Below are 21859 nucleotides of genomic sequence, written 5' to 3' on the forward strand. Positions count from 1 at the left end.
AGATGCCGAAATTATAAACTCTAAACGCTAAATCCTAAAATGTAAGGAGTTAAATGCCGAAATAATAGAGAATAATAGAGGAATTAAGAGAAAATAAGAAGAAGAGCTTAGCGTCTTAGAAAATAAATTCAGCCCTCTTTTATGGAGTTAAAAGGTTACAGTACAGATATCCTTTTGTTAATAGACTCGGTACCAACAATAATTCTTACAAAATAAAAACCACGGGTTAGTTTATTATTGATGTTATAGCTGATACTTTGGTCGCCATTCTCAACTCTTTGCGAAAACAGGGTAACCACATCATTACCTAATACATCCATTATTTTTACGTTAACAAATGCATTGCGTGCAACATTATATTTAACATTAATTTGATCGGTAACGGGGTTAGGAAACACCTGAACGTTAGTTAACAGCTTATCATCAGCACGCGGAATATTAATTTTTGTGGTTGATATTACGGCCGGTTTTAAAGGGGGTAAAGCTAAGTGTAAATTATTTTTAAATAATGATTGCTTAGGCTTGCTTCTTAAAAGTCTTAAGTATGAAGTATCCGTTTTTTGGGCACTAACTCCTCTTGCAAGCGCAACGTTTACCGCCACTGCCAAAGCAATTATGGTAAACCACGAATTTAAGTTAGTAAATCTTCTACCCATATCAATTATATATACAAAAGTATAAATAAACTCATCAGCAATCCATAATCTTGCTAATTATTAAATACTTTTAACAATTTTTAACAAAATACGTTTTTATTAGTTAGCTATTAGTATGACTTATACGATTATTAATAGTTTAAGTTGTAATGGATTTTTTTAATAGTTTTGTATCCTTTTTAAAATATAGTGTCAAATCATAAAGATCTGCAGAAACTATCAGCCGCAGGGCTGCTTATTAGTTTAGGAATAATCTACGGTGATATAGGTACATCACCCTTATATGTTTTTAAAGCCATAATTGGTTTAGAACATTCAAATCTTTCACAGCAAATTTCACAAACGCTGGTACTGGGAGGTGTTTCCCTCATCTTCTGGACCCTTACCCTGCAAACTACTTTAAAATATGTAGTAATTACCTTGCGTGCAGATAACAAGGGTGAAGGTGGTATTTTTTCGTTGTTCTCGTTGGTTAGGCGTAAAGCAAAATGGTTAATAATACCAGCTGTAATAGGCGGCTGCGCCTTACTTGCCGATGGTATCATTACCCCGCCAATTACCATATCATCTGCAATTGAAGGGTTGCAGGTCTATTACCCGAAATTACCAACCATGCAAATAGTTATAGCAATTATAGCCTGTTTGTTCATTATTCAGCAGTTTGGTACATCGTTGGTGGGTAAAGCTTTTGGGCCTATAATGTTCATATGGTTTACAATGATGGGGGTGCTTGGCATATCATACATTGTACAAATGCCGGTTATATTAAAAGCTCTGAACCCTTACTATGCCTATCAACTGCTTACCTCAAGTACTTATGATGCCTTTATTATTTTAGGCGCAGTATTTTTATGTACAACAGGGGCCGAAGCTTTATATTCTGATTTGGGCCATTGCGGCCGTAACAACATCCGCATCAGCTGGATATATGTGAAAACCTGCCTGGTTTTAAATTACCTTGGGCAGGCAGTTTGGCTTTTACAGCGCGAAGGAAAGGTGATTGACCTTAGCATAAATAATCCTTTTTATAAGATAATGCCTGAATGGTTCCTGATTTTTGGTATAGGCATAGCTACAATAGCTGCGGTTATTGCAAGCCAGGCCCTTATATCAGGCTCATTCACACTAATTGCCGAGGCTGTTAGATTAAACCTTTGGCCTAAAGTAAAGATCAATTATCCGTCTGAGCAAAAGGGACAGTTATACGTATCAAGCGTTAACTGGCTGTTATGTGCCGGCTGTATTGGAGTGGTACTATTATTTAAGCATTCGGCCAAAATGGAAGCCGCATATGGTTTGAGTATAACGGTTGCCATGTTAATGACAACTATACTGGTATCAAAATTCCTGCAGCGTAAAAAGCTACCCACATACATTATAGGGACGTTTTTGATAGTGTACCTATTTATTGAGGGTACCTTTTTATTGGGTAACCTGGTGAAATTTGTACATGGCGGCTGGTTCACTTTATCAATTGGCCTGGTGCTGTTCATTGTTATGTGGTCATGGCACACCGCCCGTAAGATCAAGAACCGTTATGTTAAATTCATTGAGATTGATGATTATTTTAACATCATCAAAGAAATGAGCGAGGATGAAGGCGTACCTAAATATGCGTCACAACTGGTATACTTAACAAGTGCTAATTTCAACTCAGAGATAGAATCAAAGATAATTTACTCCATATTACAGAAACAGCCTAAACGCGCCGATGTATATTGGCTGGTGCATGTTGATGTAGTGGATGAGCCTTATAAACGCGAATACGAGGTTGACTTTCTAGTGCCCGGTAAATTGATAAGGATCGATTTTAAATTAGGTTTCCGGGTGGAGCAGCAAATAAACCTGCTGTTTAGAAAAGTAGTTGAAGACCTGGTTAAGAATGGGGAGATTGATATTACCAGCAAGTATAAATCATTAAACAAGCATAAAATTGTTGGCGACTTTAGGTTTGTAGTGATAGAGAAAGTACTATCCCGTTCACACAACCTGTCTTTATATGAACGTTTTGTGATGTACGTATATACGCAGTTAAAGAAGATAAGTTTATCAGAAGAGCGCAACTTTGGCCTCGACCTTAGTTTTGTGACGGTTGAAAAAGTGCCGCTCATGCTCACCTCGCCAGATACGGTAGATATACAGCGGGTAAGCGTATCAAACAACCAAATATAATATCAAAGGCCTGAACCGAAAAGTTCAGGCCTTTTTTTAACCTCTTATTGCGATGGATGCGAGATTATTATAGCTGATGATAATGATAAATTACCACCTGCCGTCGCCCAGATGAAGCTCACAAGTGTTCAGAAGACGAAAAAGCGGTGAATATGTGCAATTCCCTCCCAACGGGAGGGTGCAGGGAGGGGTTTATGAGATAGGTATTGGCGTAAATAACCCCTACCCGCCACTTCACAGGCAGCCGCACCCTTCCCCAAGGAAGGAGTCTTGACGTAAATCAAACCTTCCGAACACTTGTGGTCTGGAGCCGAGTGACCACTATTATAAGGCCTCCGGTTGCCCGACTTAGTTGTTCTATAGTCGTTAACCGATAAGGGCGGGTAAATTTCTATGAAAACAAAAAATGCCGGTGCAGACACCGGCATTGGAATATTTTGATTTAAGATATTGTTGGTAACAAACCAATACTACCGTTCTAGCCCGGCATTTTCACCTTTGCCCATTACGCTGTGCTTATAGCCATAAGAAAAGTAAATTACAAGGCCAATAATAAGCCAGGCCAGAAACCTTATCCAGCTTTGGTATTCCAGTTCGGCCATAAGGTAAAAGCAGCTTACAAGGCCTAACACAGGTATTAATGATAGCTTCTTAACAAATGCCAGCACAGCTAATGTTGCAGATAATAATATAAACAGGAAGTAAGGGAACTTTTCGTGCAGGTTTTCGCCAGAAAATAAATTCAAGATCCGGCCATTAAAAAACACTACGCCAACTATAAATAACACCGGCACAATAAACTGTGAATTGATGTAAGGCAGATGGAACTTGCCTTTCACTGCTGCTTCGCGTGGTAATAAAAGCACACCGCCGCAAACCAATACAAATGCGAACAAGGTACCTATACTGGTTAAATTGGTTACCTCGGTAAGGTTTAAAAACAGGGCCGGTATAGCTACCACAAAGCCGGTAACTACTGTTGCAAATGATGGAGTTTTAAATTTAGGGTGTATGCGTGAGAATGCTTTAGGCAATAAACCATCACGGCTCATGCTCATCCAAATACGGGGCTGGCCCAACTGGAAGATCAGTAATACGCTGGCAGTAGCTACTACCGCACTTATAGATATCACATAACTGATGTTTTTTAAACCAACCTTGGCAAATACAAAAGCTAACGGGTCGCCTACCTGCAGGTCTTTATAATTTACCATCCCGGTTAATACCAGGGCAATAAGGATATATAATACAGTACAAATAATTAATGAATAGATCATGCCCCGTGGCAGGTCGCGCTGCGGGTTTTGGCATTCCTCGGCCGTGGTTGATATGGCATCAAAACCAATGTAGGCAAAAAACACCCCCGATACCCCCTTCATTACACCGCTAAAACCGTTTGGCAAAAATGGGTGCCAGTTGGCCGGAGTAACATAAAAAAAGCCTATAACAATAACCGCTATAACAATTACAATTTTTAGGTAAACCATTGCATTGGTAGCCTTTTTAGTTTCGCGGATACCTATGTAAACCAGATAAGTGATGATAAATACAATGCCCAGTGCAGGTAAATTAGCAATAAATTTAATGTCGCCTGTGCCTGGTGCTGTTGCCCATGCGCTTGCGGCTATCTTCATCCTGTCAGTAATATCTGCTAAATGGCCACTTGCAATAAGCTGTTGAACCTTCTCATGCGCTGTAAAGGCCGAGAAGTAGTCCATAGTAAGGTAAGTAGGCATGTGTATACTGAAACCTTCAAGCAGGTTTACAAAATATTCGCTCCATGATATGGCCACGGCAATATTGCCTATGGCGTATTCCATCAGCAAATCCCAGCCAATTATCCAGGCTATCAATTCGCCAAAAGATGCATAGGCATAGGTGTAGGCACTGCCTGCTACCGGTATGCGCGATGCAAATTCAGCATAGCATAATGCCGAAAATCCGCAGGTAATAGCTGTTAAAATAAATAGTAAGGTAACACCTGGCCCGCCGTTAAAGGAGGCTTCGCCTATTGTAGAAAATATGCCTGCACCAACCACGGCAGCAATGCCCATAAGGGTGAGGTCTTTTACGTTTAATGCTTTTTCAAGTTGCGATACGGTGCCGGGATGTTCACTATCGCTAAATCCATTGGCTACATCGGCCAATATTTTATCTACAGACTTTCTGCGAAATATACTTTTAGACATTTAATTAGATCAGTTTATCACTTAACAAACCAAACATAACCATTTTTTTGCATTGAAAAAGTATATGCTTTACTTTGTGCCACATGAATAAAGGCGCAAAGGATGTTTTGTACAGGGTAAGATATTTTCTGATCCCTTATATTGTGGTTTTATGTGCCTGTTTGGTGGTTAAACTGCTCTTTACCCGATCAGAGATCTACTTTGCGGTGAACGGCGTATACAGTAACTGGGCCGATTACTGCGCACCTTTCATCACTGATATTGGTGATGGTATTACCGTTATAGTCCTTTCGGCAATATTAGCCTTGTTTAGCTACCGCTATGCCTTTTTAATGATAACCAGCTATGCTATAACATCATTAACAGCGCAGATATTAAAATATAGCTTTGATATGCCCCGGCCTAAAGTATATTTTAGTAACCAGTTGGATAAGGTACATTTTGTAAAAGATCTGTATATACTAAGCGTGCATAGTTTCCCCTCGGGCCATTCGGTTACAGCATTTTCTGCAGGTGTAGTGGTCACTTACCTGGTTAAAAATAAAATGTGGGGAATACTGTTACTTGGGGTGGCCATATTGGTTGGCTACTCACGCATGTATTTGAGTCAGCATTTTTTTGAAGATGTGCTGGCAGGCTCGGTAATTGGGGTGATGGTAACCATTTTATGGTTAAGCTGGATTGACCGCCGCAAATTTATTAACAGCCCCCGGTGGTGCCGGGGACTGCTTAAAAAAGATTAATGGTGCTCCTGGTGTTTCTTTTTCCTTCGCACCAAAACAACAATTATTATTATCACAATGAGCGCTCCGCCACCGTAAATGCCAAGTTTAGCATTCGGCGAAATTCCTTTTTCGTTACTTAAGTATTGATCGGTACGCGTTAATTCAGGAGCTAGTTTGATAGAACTCGAAAATGCTTTATACTCATCTTTTATCACGTCCTGTCTTGCTTCTTCGTAAAAATATTCAAAAGTGTAGGTTACTTCCTTGGTATATATAATAATAAAATTACGCAGTTTAACACCGGCACCTTCATTTATTGACAGGGTAAATGTTTTTGCCTTTAAACGGCCTATAGTAGTATCACGCACGTATTGTGCGCTGCCAGATGCCTGGCCTTTAATGCCATCAATATAATCTTTTAATACCTTATTCAGGTCGCGTTCTTTGTCAAGTGGCTGGTTGCCAACAGCATTGGGTGCACGTATTACCACCATATAACCATATTGGCTATTGCCTGAATATGTTGTTTGGCCTAAAGTATCTTTCCTGACATATTTTTGAGGTAATGAAACAGTAACCAGACTATCCACCACAACGGGTTTTAATTTTTGAGCAAAGCCGGCTATTGTAAATAAGACCAAGCTAAGGCTAATAAGTATCTTTTTCATAGATGGATAAACCTACAAAGCAGATTTAAGTTTTAAAGAGCGTTAGAAATATGAATTTGATATTATAATACATACCGTTATTAGCCCTTACGATAAATAATTATCGCCTAAGCTTAGCTAACCTTGCCCTGTTATATTGCTGCAAAAGAATAGGGCAAATATTATAAATGATATTGGCGATGATTATTATTAAGGCAAAAGCATATTGCGCCGCTATTACTGCATAAACAGCTGTTAGTAAAAAAAATATAAAGCATATTAAATGGAACCGCTCATACATTACAATGGTTTGCATATACTTTACGGCGTTAGTTTTGCCTTTTATGACTTTATATTGAGGATTATTTTTCCGGATGAATTTGTTGATGAGCTCGCCGTTTTGTACAAACTTGCGGATTTGCTTTACACCCAGGCCTTCGTAAAATTTTGGATCGTTACTTAATTGCAGATGGCGGGCAGGGAATACCTGGCTTGCAACACTTATACCAATTAATATAAAACATAACAGTATTGAATTTGCAGTAAACCAAAAACCAATAATTGGCGCAAAGCAAAGTATTGTCCAAAAAAAGTTAACTGCCTGGTTCATATTGCAAAATACAAAGCTGTTTGTATAATCACAATCAGCAGTAAACAAACAACCCTCTCCATTTTGGAGAGGGTTGGAATGAAAATTATATCTTATCCATTTCGGCTTTTACAAATTCAGCCAGTTCTTTTACGTAGCCTGCACTAAAATCAAACTTAATGCCGGCGGTTTCGTAAATTTCAGTAATGGTTTTGGTGTAACCCAGTTTTAAGGCATCCATATATTGCTGCAGGCCTTTCTCAGGGTTTTCCTTATAGTTTTTCCAAACGGCAATAGCGCCTAACTGGGCCATGCCATATTCTATGTAATAGAATGGTACCTCAAAAATATGCAGTTGTTTTTGCCAAAGATTCCGTTCTGCTTCAGGGTGTTCGCTCCAATCGGCAAAGCCTGCACCAAAGGGCTCGTATATTTTTAACCATGCCTCGGTACGTTCTGCATCAGTATGGTCAGGATTGGTATATATCCAATGCTGAAACTGGTCAACAACTGCTACCCATGGCAAAGTCTTTAACACATCAAACAACTGATCGCGTTTGGCACGTTTCAGGTCTTCCTTGTTGTCAAAATAAACATCCCAGTTATCCATAGATATCAATTCCATTGACATGGATGCCAGCTCGGCTACTTCACTTGGGCAATGTTTAAAGTCATTCAGCTCCAGGTCGGCGGTTAAAAAAGTATGTACCGCATGGCCACCTTCGTGTACCATAGTAGTAAGGTCACGAAAAGTATTGGCCGAGTTCATAAATATAAAAGGCGCACCCGTTTCTGATAATGGATAGTTGTAACCGCCCGGTGCTTTACCTTTGCGGCTCTCCACATCAAACAGGTTGTTCTCTTTCATGATCTCTAAGCGCTCGCCTAAATAACGGTTAATGTTGCTAAAGCACTGAATAGATTTCTCTACCAGTTCGGCACCGCTGTTAAATGGTTTTAAGGCTGGTTTGCCAGATATATCCACATCCATATCCCAGGGTTTAAGAGCATCAACACCTAAGGCCTCTTTGCGTTTGGCGGCCTGCTCGCGTAGGATAGGTACTATCTCGGTTTCAATAGCGGCATGGAAAGCGTAGCAATCCTGCGGGGTATAATCAAACCTGCCCAGCGCCTGGAACATATAATCCCTAAAGTTTTCAAAGCCTGCGTTTAGTGCAACTTTATGGCGTAAAGCACGCAGGTGATCAAACAGTGTATCTAACAAAGTTTTATCCCGCAGGCGGCGTTCTGTAATTTTTCCCCAGGCTTCCTGTCTTTTGCTGCGGTCTGTATCTTTTAAAAATACCGATGCCTGCTCAAGCGTGTATTCCTTATCGCCAATATGCACCGACATAGAACCGGTTATTGACTGGTATTTTTGCTGCTCAACCTGTATCTCAGTTTGTAATGGAATATTTTCTTCCCTGAAAAGCTCCAGTGACTTCTTAACACTGCGCAGCATTATGTAATATTTCTCTTCGCTCAGCTGGCTAACATAGTCGTTGTTCACCAGCTTTTTATTCAGGTCGTTATTGTAGGGCGCGGTTTTTGGCTCTATCTCTGTAGCAAAATACTGAAAGCTTTGTAGTAGTTCTTCGCTATTGGTATCGCAGGTCATGCGGATATAGCGCCATGCAAAATCTTCTTCTAAAGCAGCCTGTAATTCGCTGCCATCTTTAAGCCATTGTTCCAGTTCCTTAACAGAATTGATAGGGCGGTTCAACAACTCTTTATAAATAGGTTCCAGTGTTTCCCATTTAATTTCAAGATCGGCAGGGATATATGTTCTTGTCTTTTTGTGTATCATGGTTTATAAATGTAGATATGCAAATATGCATATTAGTCCGCACGTCAGAAAGTCTGGAAGTCTGTAAGAATAAAAAATGGCTTAAGAAAAAGAAAAGTCCGAAGACTAATCTTCCGGACTTACAAAGTACCTGAAAATAGTAAGCTATTGTTTCTTATAATTAGTCTCAGACATGTGCTTTATTCCATCTTCATATGATGTAGGCTTAAAGTTGAATGCTTTTTCAAACTTGTCCGAATTGAAGTTGTAGTCATGATCGTACTGGTAATACATCTCAACCGTGCCGGCTACTACTTTTTGAAACAGGCCCACTAACCACAGCATAATTTTGTTAATAGCCATAAATTTTGGCTTAACACCATAAATGCTTGCTGCCAGTTCAATAAATTCCTTACCTGTTTTAACGGGTGCGGTAGGCAGGTGCCAGATTTGGTTATCACTCTCTGGTGATTGGCCCAGCAGGAACATAGCTTTGCCCGCATCAGGTATGTAAATAAAATTGTGTTTAACTTTTGGGTTGCCTATCCATTGGGCGTTTTGTTTTTTGGCATATTTATCAAGCACCATTATATCAAAAAAACTATTCTGACTATCGGTACCATAAAAATCAGGGGCACGGGCAATAATCGCATGTATGTTGCCCGCTTTTACTTCGTCCATGATTTTATTGGCTATCCCCGCACGGATCTCACCTTTTACACTGCTTGGCTTATAGGGCGTTTGCTCGGTCATGGGGCCATTAACCAGGCCGTACATATACACATTATCGAAAAATATAAGACGGGCCTTGGTCTCCTTCGTTACGTTTATTACATTTTGGATAATTACCGGCCACTGTTCGCGCCAAATGTCTTTATCATAAACCAACCCGGCGCAAAGGTATATTACTTTTGAGCCACGGGCTGCTTCCAGCACTTCATCGTAATTTAGCAGATCGGCCTTTTTCCAGGTGATATTATCGCCGGTAATTTTTACAGGCCTGCGGCTAACCAGGCGAATGGTTTCGTTATTGTTTATCAATTCGCGGCTTAGTGCATTTGCTACCGGACCGCCGGCTCCTAATATAGTATGCATAATTTTTTCGTTTTGTTTATGATACAAATGTATAGCCGCTTTGAGAATCAAAACGTTAACTTAAGATAAGAATTTCTTTTATTTCGAAATTACTTATGATCTACTAATATCCTCTTTCTGATCCGTGATAACGAAACCGGTGTTATGCCTAAAAAGTTGGCTATGTAATGCTGTGGCATCCGTTGCAAAATATCACGACCGGTTTCAAGGAGTTTGAGGTAACGCTCTTCGGGTGTTTGGGTGATGAAAGAAGTAATGCGGTCCTCATAACAGATCAAATAGTGCTCTGCTAAAAGACGGCCAAAGCGCTCCATTTTGTAGGCGAGCATAGGATTAGCCAGCACCAATTCCATATCTTTTTTGCTGATAAGGATGATCTGTGTTGGTTCCAATGCCTGTATGTAGTTTATACCAGGCTCGCCGGTTAAAAAGCTTTTGTAAGAGCTTACAAATTCGTTCTCGAAGCTGAAGTACCCGGTAATATCGTTGCCATTAATAATATGATAATACCGTACCGAACCAGCTAATACAAAGCCAAAGTAATTGCAAACTTTGCCGGCTTCGGCAAAAAACTGTTTCTTTTTGTAAGATTTAATTGAAATATGTTGGATAAAAACTATCCATTCGGCCTCGTTAAAAATAACGTAGGGTTCAAGGCCTTTCCTGAAAGCATTAAGTTGTGCCGATGTTAACGCATCCATACCCTGTCAAGTAAAAAAAAGGCCGCAAATACAACGCTTGCTATACCATTAGTTGTCATGAAAGCAATATTAACCCTGCTCAAATCATTTGGTTTTACCAGCATATGCTGATAGATCAGCATCGAGCAGAAAAAGAAAATGCCGATATAATACAACAAGCCTACATTGGTATAAAATACCGGCATTATTATAAATAACGCAGAAAAAACGTGCAGCACTGTAGATAATCTTAATGCATTTACTTTACCTAACCAGGCTGGTATGGAGTGCAACTTTTCGTCACGGTCAAAGTCTTCATCCTGTAGGGCATAAATAATATCAAAGCCGCTAACCCAGCATAGTACCGATAGCGAGAAAAATAGTGGAGTAGGAGCAAAAGCACCGGTTACAACCAGGTAAGCGCCAATTGGGGCTAACGATAATCCTAAACCCAAAACCATGTGGCAAAGAGCCGTAAATCTTTTAGTAGCACTATAACCCAATACCACAATAAGTGCAACAGGCGACAAATAAAAGCACAGTGGATTAATGAACCACGTAACCAAAATAAACAAAGCGCAATTGGTCAAAGTAAAGGTTAGCGCCGCCGCGGGGCTGATCCTCCCTGCAGGTATATCCCTTAATTTTGTGCGCGGATTTTTGGCGTCAATATTCCTATCCAGATAGCGGTTAAACGCCATGGCTGAGTTACGTGCCAGCACCATGCACAAGATCATCATTACCAATTTTTGCCACTCGAATTTATGATCGGTAGTGGTTACTGCCAAAAAGAAGCCTATAAAGGCAAATGGCATGGCAAATATGGTATGCGAAAAGGTTACTAATGATAAATATTTTTTCATTTTAATTTCAAATCCCCTCTTGAGAGGGGTAAGGGGTGTGTTTCACCGCTGTACAATTTTAACTATATCTCTCTTTATCAAACTCGGGTATTTCAAAACCCTGGTTAACTTTGCTTATAAATGCCAGCACTTCGTCACGGCCAAACATGGTTTCGGCAGAAGTTACAAAATGTTGGGGAGCTTCTTCAAACATGTCTAAAATAGCCTTGCGAAACTTGGCAATGTTCTGGTCTGTTTTAATACTCGATTGCTTATCGGCCTTGGTAAATATCAGTGCAAAGGGCAAGCCTTTTTCGCCCAGCCAAATGCAAAACTCAAGATCTATCTTTTGCGGTTCTAAGCGGCTGTCAATTAAAACCATTACACATTGGAGGCTTTCGCGCTTATCAAGGTAGGTTTGTATGAATTTGTTCCAGTCGGCCTTTTTGCTTTTAGATGCACGTGCATAACCATAACCCGGTAAATCAACAATATACCAGGTTTCGTTTACATAAAAATGGTTGATCAGCTGCGTTTTACCCGGCGTTTGAGATGTTTTGGCCAGGCCCTTTTTTTGGACAAGCATATTTATCAGCGATGACTTCCCAACGTTTGACCGCCCAATGAAAGCATATTCCGGCTTTGTGGGTGGCGGTAGTTTGGAGATCTGGGTATTGCTGCAAATAAATTCGGCAGATTTTATGATCATTCTGCAAAGGTAGTGATTTGCAACTTAACCAGCTAAATTGCACATCGGCTCTAAAATCTGCCGCCTGGGAAGTTTATACCGGAGCCGCTCTTGAGTTACTTATCAGCTACCCTTAACGGTTGATTTATTGAACTTAAATTGCAGGGTTAGCATAAAGTACCGCTTAATAATTTGCGATTGGGTATCTGTAATGGAGTTTTCGTTAATGTATCGGTAAGTATTGATGTTTTGGTTTAAGATGTCGTAACAGGAGAGCTTGATCTCGCCGCGATCTTTTTTCAGGAACTGATGCGCCATACTCAGACTAAGCAGGTTGCTGCTTTTTTGAAACCCTGTGGGCACCAGGGGATTGTAATTATATGTATAATTACCTTCTACATTCATTTTTACCGGCAAAAAAATATTGAAGTGCGCATCTGCGCTATGGGTAATATAATTCTGACTATTATAATCTACCCCGGTATAGGTGGTATAAACCCGACTTAAAGAATATTGAGGATCAAGCTCTACAATGTCCTTATAGTTAAGGGAGAAACGCTCAGAGATACTCCCTCTGTACGAGTTTTGGTAACCATCGCGGTAATTCAATACAAAAAAGTCATGGCCTTTTGATAGGTTAAAACTGGTTGCCGCACTAAAATGCAGGTCGCTCTGTTTTTTAAATTGCTTATTAATATAGCTGCTAATATTAAAATTATACCGGCCATCACGGTTTATAGGTGTACTTGTTTCGGCCAGTTGTGCATCCAGCGTACGCTGCCTGAATATGCTGCTTTGTTCAAATGAAGCGCTTCCCCTTAAATTGTAGCTGATACCTTTCTGGAAATTATATTTTGAATAACCGATATCAAAATTATTACGTGTTGTTGGTTTAAGGTTAGGGTTACCCGTTACCGAATACGAAGGGCTATACACAACCGAATAAGGGATCATATCGCCAATATTTGGCAACTGTGCGCTTCTGTTATAACCTGTTGAAAAGCCTTTGATATTTAAGTTTACACTTGGCAGCAGGAAAAAATACTGCTGATCAATATCAGCAACATTCCGATTAAAAATGTTATTTACCTGTTGGAACTGGGTGGTTAAATGCGCTACCAGATTGATGTTCTTAGGCAAATTAAGTGTAATGCCTGGCGTGATGGTTTGTGTCCATTTATTGCGGTTGAGGTCGCTGCTTTTTACAAGTAAAAAGCTATCATACTGGCCTGTTACGGGATTATAATCGTAAGTAGAGACTTTATTTAGCTCATTATTGTAAGAGGCACCGGCATTAATATCGGCGGCTATAATTTTACTAACAGGGTATCTGAAACTTCCGGAGAGGTTAACGGCGGTATTCTTCATATCATTATCGCCCCGCTGGCGGAATGAATAGGATGGGAAATTGGTTATATAAGAAACGTAGTCGGTGTTTTCAAAATTGGTGCTGTTACCAGGATTAATTGTAATGCTGTGATCAATATTTACAGAAGCACCTTTCTTTTTAAGCTGATGATTATAGTTAAAGGATTGCTGGAACTGAAAATAATTACCCGACGAACTTCCGCTGTTAACAGAGTTACTTATGGGATTTATAAAGTTGCTATAACTATTACTGCTGTTGGCCGTAGTGCCACCATCTGTGTAAATATTTACATAAGGCGCGTACCTTATTTGCGTTTTATCGTTAGGTTTCCAAACTACCGTGCCACTTATGGAGTGGGCGCTATTGGTATTTGCACGGTTACTTGCCGAGCCGGTTACAGCGGTGGTATCATTTAAAAATTGTTGTCTGTTGGTAAGTGTATTATACTGTGATCTGTTGTTTTTATATAGGTAGGCTAAATTTACTTTGAGCTTTTTCCCATAATCGGTATTGATATTAATGCCGCCGTTTGTAGCGGTTTGCTTGCCGTTGCCACCTCCGCCAAACGCAATCCCTCCGCGCGAAAAAGCCTCGCCGCCACGGTTTAGCCCTCCGGACGAGTACAGGTCGTTATAATCAAACCCCGTATTATTTAAATCATTTGATGACCCTAAAACGCTTACTTGTAAAGTATCCCTAAACATATTGAATAAGCCACCAGTTTGGTAATGGTCCTGTGTGCCTAAACCACCATAAACTTTTCCAAAAATGCTTTTCTTTAAAGCCCTCTTAAATTTAAGGTTGATGATCTTATTTACTTTTGAGTCTGGCAGCAAATGGTCAGGATCATTCTCCCGGTCATCATAAACCTGAACCCTGGCTATCATATCCGCATCCAGGTTTTTGGATGCTATCCGCAGGTCCGATCCAAAAAACTCCTTTCCATCAACTAATATTTTTGTAACGTCTTTACCCATTACTGTTATGTTGCCATCATTAGCTACTTCAATGCCGGGTAGTTTTTTAAGCAGGTCCTGCACTACTGCATTGGGCCGTACTTTAAATGCCTCGGCATTAAATTCAATAGTATCTTTACGTATCACAATTGGGATACGCTCACCTGTTATGGTTACCTGTTGCAGCTCTTTTGGGTTTAGGTGAATAATGCCCAGGTCAAGTGTTTCTGTTTTATCAAGAGTGACGATCTTACGATAAGGCTGGTAAGCCACAAATGATATAAATATTTTAACAGGGATCTCTTTTGGGATGTTGTGCAGATTAAAGGCCCCATTCTTATCCGTAATGGTGTATGACAGCAAATTTGTCGTGGTGTCCCGGTTGTCTAACACCGCCACGGTAGCAAATTCTATTGGGGTATTGTTAAGGGAATCTATTACCTTGCCTTTAATAACAGTTTTGTTTTGGGCCCGGAGGGTAAATGTTAAAAACAGTAAAGCGGGCAGTAGCAAAAATTTATACATGCAGATGATAAGGGGGGCTAAAACACTGCCTTAAAAATGTATAAAATGTTTTGATTAATTCAACCCTTTTGACCATTCATTAGGTATCTAACAATAAAATTACAATGGGGTCACACGCTTGTAGATCAACAGTGTTAAATTTGAATGTTTAAACATGCAACTATATGAGCAATTATAAAATACCCAACCAAACCCGGATAGGCCATGTACATTTAAAAGTGAGCGACCTGCAAAGATCACTGGCCTTTTATTGCGATTTGCTGGGTTTTGAACTGATGACTATGTATGGCGATCAGGCGGCGTTTATTTCGGCAGGAGGCTATCATCACCATATAGGCTTAAATACATGGCATAGCAAAGGCGCGTCACCCGCTCCTGAACATGCACCGGGCCTATTCCATACCGCAATATTATACCCCGAGCGTAGAGACCTGGCGGCTATACTACAGCGGCTTATTGATGCTAAATATGATATTACCGGCGCGGCAGATCATGGGGTATCAGAAGCTATTTACCTGAACGACCCTGACCAAAACGGCGTTGAATTATACTGGGACCGCCCGCGCGACAAATGGCCTACAGATGAGAGCGGCAATCTTACCATGTATACCCGTCAGCTGGATATTCCGGGGTTGCTGGCTTTATTAAAATAAGCTACTCGTTCAGCATATATTTATCAACCCCCGCGGCTGGTTGCCACTTGCTGCCGGGCTCATAATAATGCCATAACAATGCCGAGACCTTTTTGATTAGTACAGATGCTTCGTTATCCGGTGTCCAGCGCTGGTCTTTGTTATTATTTGTCATTATAGAAAACACGTAATCGCCATGTGGTGCATTCACCAAAACAGTTTCAGATTTAGCGGCATCAACAGCACCTTGTTTAGATATTGCCTGCACATAAGGCGGGATCTGTGATAATGCTTTTTCGTCCCAATAGATCCGGTTAAGCATGCGGGACATGCGCTCGCTGGCCGCTTCGCTAACTACTTTTCCCTGGCGGATGAGCGTGAATAAACGAGCCATTTCATACGGTGTACTAACGCCCCAGCCATATATCTTCCTGATATCTCCCCGCCCTGTAACTCTTGAATTTACCCGCAGAACTTTAAAGCCGTTTTGCTCCAGCCATGTGTTAATGTACGCGCCATCAACCAGTTTTTGCAGCCACAAGCTAGCGGTGTTATCACTCATGGTAATCATCAGCATGGCAACTTTGCTTAATTGGATGGTATCTTTATCCTTGAATGATCCTAAAATATCCTCACCGGCGTACAGCAGCGAATCGCGGTAAACAAGCTTTTGATTGTATTTTAATTCGCCCTTCTCAATCTTGTCCATTAATCCGGTTAATATGCTCACTTTTATCATGCTGGCAGTGGGGAACAAGCTATCCGCATTAATGGCTGCTGTTTTGCCTGTTTTTAAATTTTGCACATAAATACCAACCTTTCCATTAAACCCTTTTACTACATTTTGTAATTGGGTACTTAACTTTTTATCTGTTTGAGCGAAGGTGGTAAGGCTTGTAAGGAAAAAGAGGATGGATAAGATATATTTCATAGAGGGTTTTAGTAGCTGAAACTAAGTTAGGGAACTTTTTAGAAATCTTTATACATGAATGCTTCCGCATACCGTAATGACGCTTTATTAATTACCCTTTTTATATCTTTATAGCCTTATATGAAATACCTGCGCTGGCTATTATTTCCGTTTTCAATTGTGTATGGGTTGGTTGTTATCATCCGCAACTGGTTTTATGATACGGGTTTATTTAAGAGCCATAAATTTGAGCTACCGGTAATATGCATAGGTAACCTGGAAGTTGGCGGTGCAGGCAAAAGCCCAATGACAGAATATTTGGTACACCTGTTAAAAGATACCGATAAAACGGCCATCCTGAGCAGGGGATACGGGCGAAACACTCAGGGTTTTTTAATTGCTACCGAAACTACATCTGCAGCTGATGTAGGTGATGAACCATCTCAGTTTAAGCATAAATTTAAAGATGTAACGGTTGCTGTATGTGAAGATAGGGTAGCAGGGATCAACCGGCTTAAAACTGATCATGCTCTGATCATCCTTGATGATGCGTTTCAGCACCGGGCAGTTAAACCGGGTTTCAGTATTTTATTGTTTGATTATTACCATTTACAGCAAACGCATTTACTTTTACCCGCCGGCAACCTGCGTGAACCTTTTAGCGGCCGGTGGCGTGCCGATGTAATGATGGTTACCAAATGCCCGCCAGGGATTACCGAGCAACAATTAACCGAATGTTATGACCGGATTGAGCCGTTAAACTGGCAGCCGTTATTTTTTAGTTCCATAAATTACCAGCCATTGCAAGATCTGGAGGGCAAGCCGGTTAATTATGTTATTGATCATGATACAACTGTGTTTTTGCTTACAGGTATAGCCAATCCAAAGCCGCTGGTACTGCATTTAAAAAACTATACAACACAGCTCATCCATCACAATTATCCCGATCATCATCAGTTTAGCTTAAAAAATATCACTAAACTTGCCGGTGAGTTTGCTGCCTGTTCAGCACAAAAAAAAATCATCATCACAACAGAAAAGGATGCGCAGCGTTTAGGGGTACATGGCCTTACTGCCGCTGTAGCACAACTGCCCGTTTGGGTGATGCCGATAGGTGTAAAATTTTTAAATAACGGGCAGCAGCAGTTTAACCATTCAGTAATAAATTATGTTAGAGAGCATACAAAACACAACTAATTATATTAAGAGCCGCATAGGCGATTTTATACCCGAAGCAGGTATTATTTTAGGTACCGGCCTGGGCGCTTTAGTGAATGAGATTGAGGTAGAGAAACAACTAATGTATTCCAATATACCTGATTTTCCAATGTCTACACTTGAGTTTCATTCGGGTAAATTGATATTTGGTACACTTGCCGGTAAAAAGGTTGTAGCCATGCAAGGCCGCCTGCATTATTATGAGGGCTATACCATGCAGCAAATTACCCTGCCGGTTAGGGTAATGAAAATGCTGGGGATACAAACGCTTTTTGTATCAAATGCCAGCGGATCGCTTAATCCCGCTTTTAAAAAAGGCGACCTGATGGTGATAGATGATCATATCAACTTACAGCCGCTTAACCCGTTAGTTGGCCGTAATGATTCTGAACTGGGGCCGCGTTTTCCGGATATGAGCCAGCCTTATAAAAAGCACCTCATAGATAAAGCACTTAAGATAGCGGCAGCAAACAATATTACCTGCCATAAGGGAGTTTATGTAGCTGTAACAGGGCCAAACCTGGAAACCCGTGCCGAATACAGATATCTGCGGATAATTGGTGGCGATGCAGTAGGCATGAGCACCGTACCCGAAGTTATTGTGGCCAACCACATGGGCTTGCCGGTATTTGCGGTTTCAGTTTTAACTGATGAGGGTTTCCCTGAAATTTTGAACCCTGTTTCGGTTGAAGATATATTGGCTGTGGCCCACGAGGCAGAACCAAAAATGACTATGATACTTAAGGAACTTATTGCAGGGCTTTAATGGCGCACAAGCTTAAATACTTATTAATATTATTGATCTGTACGGCTGTGCAGTCCGTGTTTGCGCAAGTAATTCCGGGTAATCCTACTTATCCGGGGCAGCAACAACAACAGCCCGTTTACAGTAGGGATACACTAAAAAACAGGAGCCGGGAGCCTTCTCAGAATCTTGATTCGGTACGTAAGCGTGCAGAAGACAAGAAAGATTCGATCGAGTTTAATTCCAAGTATATAAAAATAACCAATGAGCGTTTATTGAGCGACAGCACTCAGTTGTTCCCGCTGGATACCGGCTTGGTCAACTTTGAGAATTACAGTGTGCTATCACAACCGCGCAACCCTAAAATAAGCCTCGGATATCTGGGTGTTGCCCAGCGCGATCTGCTCTTTAATCCACGTAAAACAATTGGTTTTGATGAAGGCCAGCATAGCCTTGATGCTTATCTGCTCAATCCGCAGGATATCAGTTATTTTAATGCGCGAGTCCCTTATACATTGCTCTCCTTATCAAATACGCTTGGCGGTACAAAGGAATCATTATTTAAGGTACTGCACACTCAAAATGTTAAGCCCAACTGGAATGTAGGCTTAATGATGAATTTTAATGGCTCAAGGGGGTATTACAGTAACAACAATGTGCTTGCACAAAACGTGAGCGATATTAACATTGCGGTGTTTAACTGGTACCACTCAACCAATAAGCGATATAATTTATTGGCTAACGTAATATTTAACACTTTAAAGGCCCCTGAAACAGGATCTATACTAAACGATAGCGTATTTACCAGCTCTGTAGGCCCTGTTAGCAAGACTACTGAACCGGTAAGGCTGCGCAGCAGTCTTGCTAACTGGAAAAATAACGGTATTTACATTAAACAGTTTTACTACATAGGCCATATTGATAGCATGAAAAAATCTACCGGCAGCACCAGCGTTTTGCCTACACAGCGGGTTGCCTATACATTTTATTATAATCAGCGCAAATACAATTATCTGCAGAACGATCTTGACACTTACAATGTATTCCCTGATTATTATTTCAGTGCAAACCGGTCAAGAGATTCGTTGAATGTTTTGCACATACAAAATGATTTTACCTATAGTTTTTATTTGAGGGGGAAATCTGTAAAATACGTTAAGAACGAGTTAAAGCTTGATCTTGGGTTAACGCAGGACTTTTATAAATACAGTCAGTTTGTAAGTGATAGTGTATTAAATGATTTTGGCCGGAAAGAAATGCGACAGGTAAGGGTGCAGAATTCAACCTTGCAAAATATCACCTTAAAAGCAAAATTGGGTTATCGCTTTAGCGACAGGATAAACCTGGAGGGCGATCTGCACCAGATAATACAAGGCCGCGATTTTGGCGATTTACTGTACGATGCAAAGCTTACCCTTGCAGGTGGCCGTAAGGCGGGCAAAATAATATTAGAAGCCTATTTGCAAAGCAGTTCGCCGCCGTTGGTTTATACTAATTGGATATCCAACCATTATATTTTTAACAATAGTAATTTCAATAATCAAAAAATAACCAGCTTAAGCTTCAATTATTTGAACGACGCGTTAAAGCTTGACCTTAAAGCAGAGTACTTTTTAGTGACCGATTACCTGTATTTTAAATCTCAACCCGGGGGTATTGATGCAACTCCAAGCCAATACACGCCGGCAATAAATATGCTTAAGATAAGTGTGGGTAAAAATCTGGCTTTTAAAAAGTTCAATTTTGATAACTACGTGGTTTACCAAAAAACAGACAACAAGGGCATTTTGCGTACGCCGGAGGTTTATACCTATAGTAGCTTATATTATAATACGATGCTGTTTGTACTAAAATCACAGATAGGGGCAACGGTGCGTTACAATACATCATATTTGGCGCCGTCATACGCGGTTGGTGTGGGCCAGTTCTATAATGGCAAGGATGTTACTTTTTCTTCATATCCAATAGCAAGCATCTTTTTTAAAGGGACATTACAGCGCACCAATATTTTCCTGCAGTATGACTATGTGAACCAGGGCCTTTTCAGCAAAGGGTTTTACACTGTAAACCGGTATCCGCAAATGGATGCGGTTATTAAATTTGGTGTAGCCTGGACGTTTTATAACTAAGCCTCTGAAGAGGTAATATAATTAAATAAACAAAGCCCCGATAGAAAATCTACCGGGGCTTAATATTTTATAAAAAACGTTAGTTTATGCTTTTTTAGCAACGGCCTTTTTAGCTTTTGCTTTTGGGGCAGCGGCAGGTTCTGCAGCAGGTGCAGCTTCTTTTACAGGTTCTGGTATAGCCTCTTCAGCTACCGGTGCTGCCGGTAATTCTTCGCTAAACAAAGGCATATCCTTTAATTGCTGAAACCAGGTAATGATCTTTTTCATGTCAGATGCATAAACCTTTTCTTCGTCATGGTCTGGCGCAACGGTATAAAAAAACTCACGCAATTTTTTACCATCGTCCTTAGCAGTTGGAATGTTATCGGCCGCTTTCATGCGTTCAAAAACATCCGTTAGTTTAATATCATCTTCCAGCCCAAAAATAGTTATCTCGTTCAAAGCCGCCAGCTTAGCGGTTGAAAGATTTGCTATCAGCTTTGTTTTTTGCGCGTCAAGGCTTTCTAATACGTAACCGGTTTTGTTTTGCGCAAGCGCTTTCCATAAACCCGGCTTACCTGATACCGCAACAATTCCCTGTAAATTCATTTTTTATGTTATTGGTTGATTAAGTTGATTGGGTGAGTGGTTCTTAACTAATTACTACTCACCCAATCAGCCATTCACTATTCTTCTATTATCTCTATCCCTAAAATTTTATCGCCCTGGCGTATATCGTCAACCACGTCAACATTCTCTACAACCTTACCAAATACGGTGTGGTTTCTATCTAAATGCGCGGTGTTATCACGGCTGTGGCAGATAAAAAATTGTGAGCTGCCTGTGTTACGGCCTGCATGTGCCATTGAAAGCACACCACGGTCATGATATTGGTTATCGCCGGTTAATTCACAGTCTATCTGTTTGCCAGAACCACCTGCACCTGTACCTGTTGGATCGCCGCCTTGTACCACAAAATTAGGAATAACACGGTGAAAGGTTACGTTATCGTAAAAACCTGTTTTAGCTAAGTTTAAAAAGTTAGCTACAGTGTTAGGCGCATCTTTGTCAAAAAATTGAACGGTCATGTCGCCTTTTTCGGTTTTAATAATTGCTTTGCTCATTTGTTATAAATTTAAACAGGTGGCAAAGGTAGTTAAATAAGGCAAAAGGTAAAAGCAGAAAGGTGAAAGCTTTAGCATGCATCATTATATAATAGCTTTTACAATTAATCGTTACATTTGGATAGATCGAAAACATATAATAGTGGGTTACAAACACATTCTGCCTTTTACTTCTTGTTTTTTGCCTGAGAGCATCCGGCATT

The 21859-nt window shown here is 40.5% G+C and carries 19 protein-coding genes; 6 read left to right on the plus strand and 13 right to left on the minus strand.

Annotated elements, in window-relative coordinates; translation table 11 throughout:
- Positions 1 to 155: 155 nt before the first annotated feature.
- Positions 156 to 656: a T9SS type A sorting domain-containing protein gene (locus tag WC743_RS11380; RefSeq protein WP_373012105.1), complete on the minus strand. Its 501-nt coding sequence runs from the start codon at positions 654 to 656 to the stop codon at positions 156 to 158.
- Between the two features lie 189 nt (positions 657 to 845).
- Here WC743_RS11380 and WC743_RS11385 point away from each other — a divergent pair, with 189 nt between their 5' ends.
- Positions 846 to 2828 carry a KUP/HAK/KT family potassium transporter gene (locus WC743_RS11385; RefSeq protein WP_373012106.1) on the plus strand — a complete coding sequence of 661 codons (1983 nt, stop codon included), beginning with the start codon at positions 846 to 848 and terminating at the stop codon, positions 2826 to 2828.
- 470 nt (positions 2829 to 3298) lie between these two features.
- Here the strand turns inward: WC743_RS11385 and WC743_RS11390 are convergent, their stop codons facing one another.
- Positions 3299 to 5017: an amino acid permease gene (locus WC743_RS11390; RefSeq protein WP_373012107.1), complete on the minus strand. Its 1719-nt coding sequence runs from the start codon at positions 5015 to 5017 to the stop codon at positions 3299 to 3301.
- Between the two features lie 83 nt (positions 5018 to 5100).
- Between WC743_RS11390 and WC743_RS11395 the strand changes: the two genes are divergently transcribed.
- Positions 5101 to 5760 carry a phosphatase PAP2 family protein gene (locus tag WC743_RS11395; protein WP_373012108.1) on the plus strand — a complete coding sequence of 220 codons (660 nt, stop codon included), beginning with the start codon at positions 5101 to 5103 and terminating at the stop codon, positions 5758 to 5760.
- On the opposite strand, the gene WC743_RS11400 is transcribed toward WC743_RS11395, so the two are convergent.
- From WC743_RS11400 to WC743_RS11435, 8 genes are all read right to left on the minus strand, one after another.
- Positions 5757 to 6410 (minus strand): hypothetical protein, encoded by a 654-nt coding sequence (locus tag WC743_RS11400; protein ID WP_373012109.1) that lies wholly within the window; start codon positions 6408 to 6410, stop codon positions 5757 to 5759. The genes WC743_RS11395 and WC743_RS11400 overlap by 4 nt on opposite strands.
- 100 nt (positions 6411 to 6510) lie before the next feature.
- Complete coding sequence (locus tag WC743_RS11405) at positions 6511 to 6999, minus strand: hypothetical protein (RefSeq protein ID WP_373012110.1); 489 nt, start codon at positions 6997 to 6999, stop codon at positions 6511 to 6513.
- 85 nt (positions 7000 to 7084) lie between these two features.
- Positions 7085 to 8785 carry a M3 family oligoendopeptidase gene (locus WC743_RS11410; protein WP_373012111.1) on the minus strand — a complete coding sequence of 567 codons (1701 nt, stop codon included), beginning with the start codon at positions 8783 to 8785 and terminating at the stop codon, positions 7085 to 7087.
- Positions 8786 to 8929: 144 nt separating this feature from the next.
- Positions 8930 to 9859 carry an NAD-dependent epimerase/dehydratase family protein gene (locus WC743_RS11415; RefSeq protein WP_373012112.1) on the minus strand — a complete coding sequence of 310 codons (930 nt, stop codon included), beginning with the start codon at positions 9857 to 9859 and terminating at the stop codon, positions 8930 to 8932.
- Between the two features lie 89 nt (positions 9860 to 9948).
- The gene (locus WC743_RS11420) at positions 9949 to 10560 is read right to left on the minus strand and encodes a Crp/Fnr family transcriptional regulator (RefSeq protein WP_373012113.1); all 612 of its coding nucleotides are present in this window, start codon (positions 10558 to 10560) and stop codon (positions 9949 to 9951) included.
- Entirely contained in the window at positions 10548 to 11402 is an 855-nt protein-coding gene (locus tag WC743_RS11425) for a UbiA-like polyprenyltransferase (RefSeq protein ID WP_373012114.1), read from the minus strand. The genes WC743_RS11420 and WC743_RS11425 overlap by 13 nt, the downstream gene beginning before the upstream one ends.
- Before the next feature lie 58 nt (positions 11403 to 11460).
- Positions 11461 to 12090 (minus strand): ribosome biogenesis GTP-binding protein YihA/YsxC, encoded by a 630-nt coding sequence (gene yihA, locus WC743_RS11430; protein ID WP_373012115.1) that lies wholly within the window; start codon positions 12088 to 12090, stop codon positions 11461 to 11463.
- A gap of 102 nt (positions 12091 to 12192) precedes the next feature.
- Entirely contained in the window at positions 12193 to 14919 is a 2727-nt protein-coding gene (locus WC743_RS11435; protein ID WP_373012117.1) for an outer membrane beta-barrel protein, read from the minus strand.
- A gap of 164 nt (positions 14920 to 15083) precedes the next feature.
- Here WC743_RS11435 and WC743_RS11440 point away from each other — a divergent pair, with 164 nt between their 5' ends.
- Positions 15084 to 15572 carry a VOC family protein gene (locus tag WC743_RS11440; RefSeq protein ID WP_373012118.1) on the plus strand — a complete coding sequence of 163 codons (489 nt, stop codon included), beginning with the start codon at positions 15084 to 15086 and terminating at the stop codon, positions 15570 to 15572.
- Position 15573: 1 nt separating this feature from the next.
- On the opposite strand, the gene WC743_RS11445 is transcribed toward WC743_RS11440, so the two are convergent.
- Positions 15574 to 16482 (minus strand): serine hydrolase, encoded by a 909-nt coding sequence (locus WC743_RS11445; RefSeq protein WP_373012119.1) that lies wholly within the window; start codon positions 16480 to 16482, stop codon positions 15574 to 15576.
- Positions 16483 to 16602: 120 nt separating this feature from the next.
- Between WC743_RS11445 and lpxK the strand changes: the two genes are divergently transcribed.
- The 3 genes from lpxK to WC743_RS11460 are packed head-to-tail and all read left to right on the plus strand — an operon-like array spanning position 16603 to position 20553.
- Positions 16603 to 17658, plus strand: coding sequence for a tetraacyldisaccharide 4'-kinase (lpxK, locus tag WC743_RS11450; protein WP_373012120.1), 1056 nt, complete (start codon positions 16603 to 16605; stop codon positions 17656 to 17658).
- Positions 17630 to 18445, plus strand: a complete 816-nt coding sequence (locus WC743_RS11455; protein WP_373012121.1) for a purine-nucleoside phosphorylase — start codon at positions 17630 to 17632, stop codon at positions 18443 to 18445. Before lpxK ends, WC743_RS11455 begins: the two co-directional genes overlap by 29 nt.
- Positions 18445 to 20553 carry a putative porin gene (locus tag WC743_RS11460; protein ID WP_373012122.1) on the plus strand — a complete coding sequence of 703 codons (2109 nt, stop codon included), beginning with the start codon at positions 18445 to 18447 and terminating at the stop codon, positions 20551 to 20553. Before WC743_RS11455 ends, WC743_RS11460 begins: the two co-directional genes overlap by 1 nt.
- An 84-nt stretch (positions 20554 to 20637) precedes the next feature.
- On the opposite strand, the gene WC743_RS11465 is transcribed toward WC743_RS11460, so the two are convergent.
- Entirely contained in the window at positions 20638 to 21141 is a 504-nt protein-coding gene (locus tag WC743_RS11465; RefSeq protein ID WP_373012123.1) for a DUF5606 domain-containing protein, read from the minus strand.
- A 77-nt stretch (positions 21142 to 21218) separates the two neighbouring features.
- Positions 21219 to 21656 (minus strand): peptidylprolyl isomerase, encoded by a 438-nt coding sequence (locus WC743_RS11470; RefSeq protein ID WP_373012125.1) that lies wholly within the window; start codon positions 21654 to 21656, stop codon positions 21219 to 21221.
- Positions 21657 to 21859 lie beyond the last annotated feature (203 nt).

It is taken from the genome of Mucilaginibacter sp. (genome assembly GCF_041660805.1).
Taxonomy (GTDB): Bacteria; Bacteroidota; Bacteroidia; order Sphingobacteriales; family Sphingobacteriaceae; genus Mucilaginibacter.

Excerpts from the sequence above, each read along its gene's own strand:
- WC743_RS11470 (WP_373012125.1), bottom strand. The coding sequence starts at position 21,656 with ATGAGCAAAGCAATTATTAAAACCGAAAAAGGCGACATGACCGTTCAA.
- WC743_RS11400 (WP_373012109.1), bottom strand. The coding sequence starts at position 6,410 with ATGAAAAAGATACTTATTAGCCTTAGCTTGGTCTTATTTACAATAGCC.
- yihA (WP_373012115.1), bottom strand. The coding sequence starts at position 12,090 with ATGATCATAAAATCTGCCGAATTTATTTGCAGCAATACCCAGATCTCC.
- WC743_RS11425 (WP_373012114.1), bottom strand. The coding sequence starts at position 11,402 with ATGAAAAAATATTTATCATTAGTAACCTTTTCGCATACCATATTTGCC.
- WC743_RS11415 (WP_373012112.1), bottom strand. The coding sequence starts at position 9,859 with ATGCATACTATATTAGGAGCCGGCGGTCCGGTAGCAAATGCACTAAGC.
- WC743_RS11445 (WP_373012119.1), bottom strand. The coding sequence starts at position 16,482 with ATGAAATATATCTTATCCATCCTCTTTTTCCTTACAAGCCTTACCACC.
- WC743_RS11405 (WP_373012110.1), bottom strand. The coding sequence starts at position 6,999 with ATGAACCAGGCAGTTAACTTTTTTTGGACAATACTTTGCTTTGCGCCA.
- lpxK (WP_373012120.1), top strand. The coding sequence starts at position 16,603 with ATGAAATACCTGCGCTGGCTATTATTTCCGTTTTCAATTGTGTATGGG.
- WC743_RS11460 (WP_373012122.1), top strand. The coding sequence starts at position 18,445 with ATGGCGCACAAGCTTAAATACTTATTAATATTATTGATCTGTACGGCT.
- WC743_RS11435 (WP_373012117.1), bottom strand. The coding sequence starts at position 14,919 with ATGTATAAATTTTTGCTACTGCCCGCTTTACTGTTTTTAACATTTACC.
- WC743_RS11380 (WP_373012105.1), bottom strand. The coding sequence starts at position 656 with ATGGGTAGAAGATTTACTAACTTAAATTCGTGGTTTACCATAATTGCT.
- WC743_RS11465 (WP_373012123.1), bottom strand. The coding sequence starts at position 21,141 with ATGAATTTACAGGGAATTGTTGCGGTATCAGGTAAGCCGGGTTTATGG.
- WC743_RS11390 (WP_373012107.1), bottom strand. The coding sequence starts at position 5,017 with ATGTCTAAAAGTATATTTCGCAGAAAGTCTGTAGATAAAATATTGGCC.
- WC743_RS11455 (WP_373012121.1), top strand. The coding sequence starts at position 17,630 with ATGTTAGAGAGCATACAAAACACAACTAATTATATTAAGAGCCGCATA.
- WC743_RS11395 (WP_373012108.1), top strand. The coding sequence starts at position 5,101 with ATGAATAAAGGCGCAAAGGATGTTTTGTACAGGGTAAGATATTTTCTG.
- WC743_RS11420 (WP_373012113.1), bottom strand. The coding sequence starts at position 10,560 with ATGGATGCGTTAACATCGGCACAACTTAATGCTTTCAGGAAAGGCCTT.
- WC743_RS11440 (WP_373012118.1), top strand. The coding sequence starts at position 15,084 with ATGAGCAATTATAAAATACCCAACCAAACCCGGATAGGCCATGTACAT.
- WC743_RS11410 (WP_373012111.1), bottom strand. The coding sequence starts at position 8,785 with ATGATACACAAAAAGACAAGAACATATATCCCTGCCGATCTTGAAATT.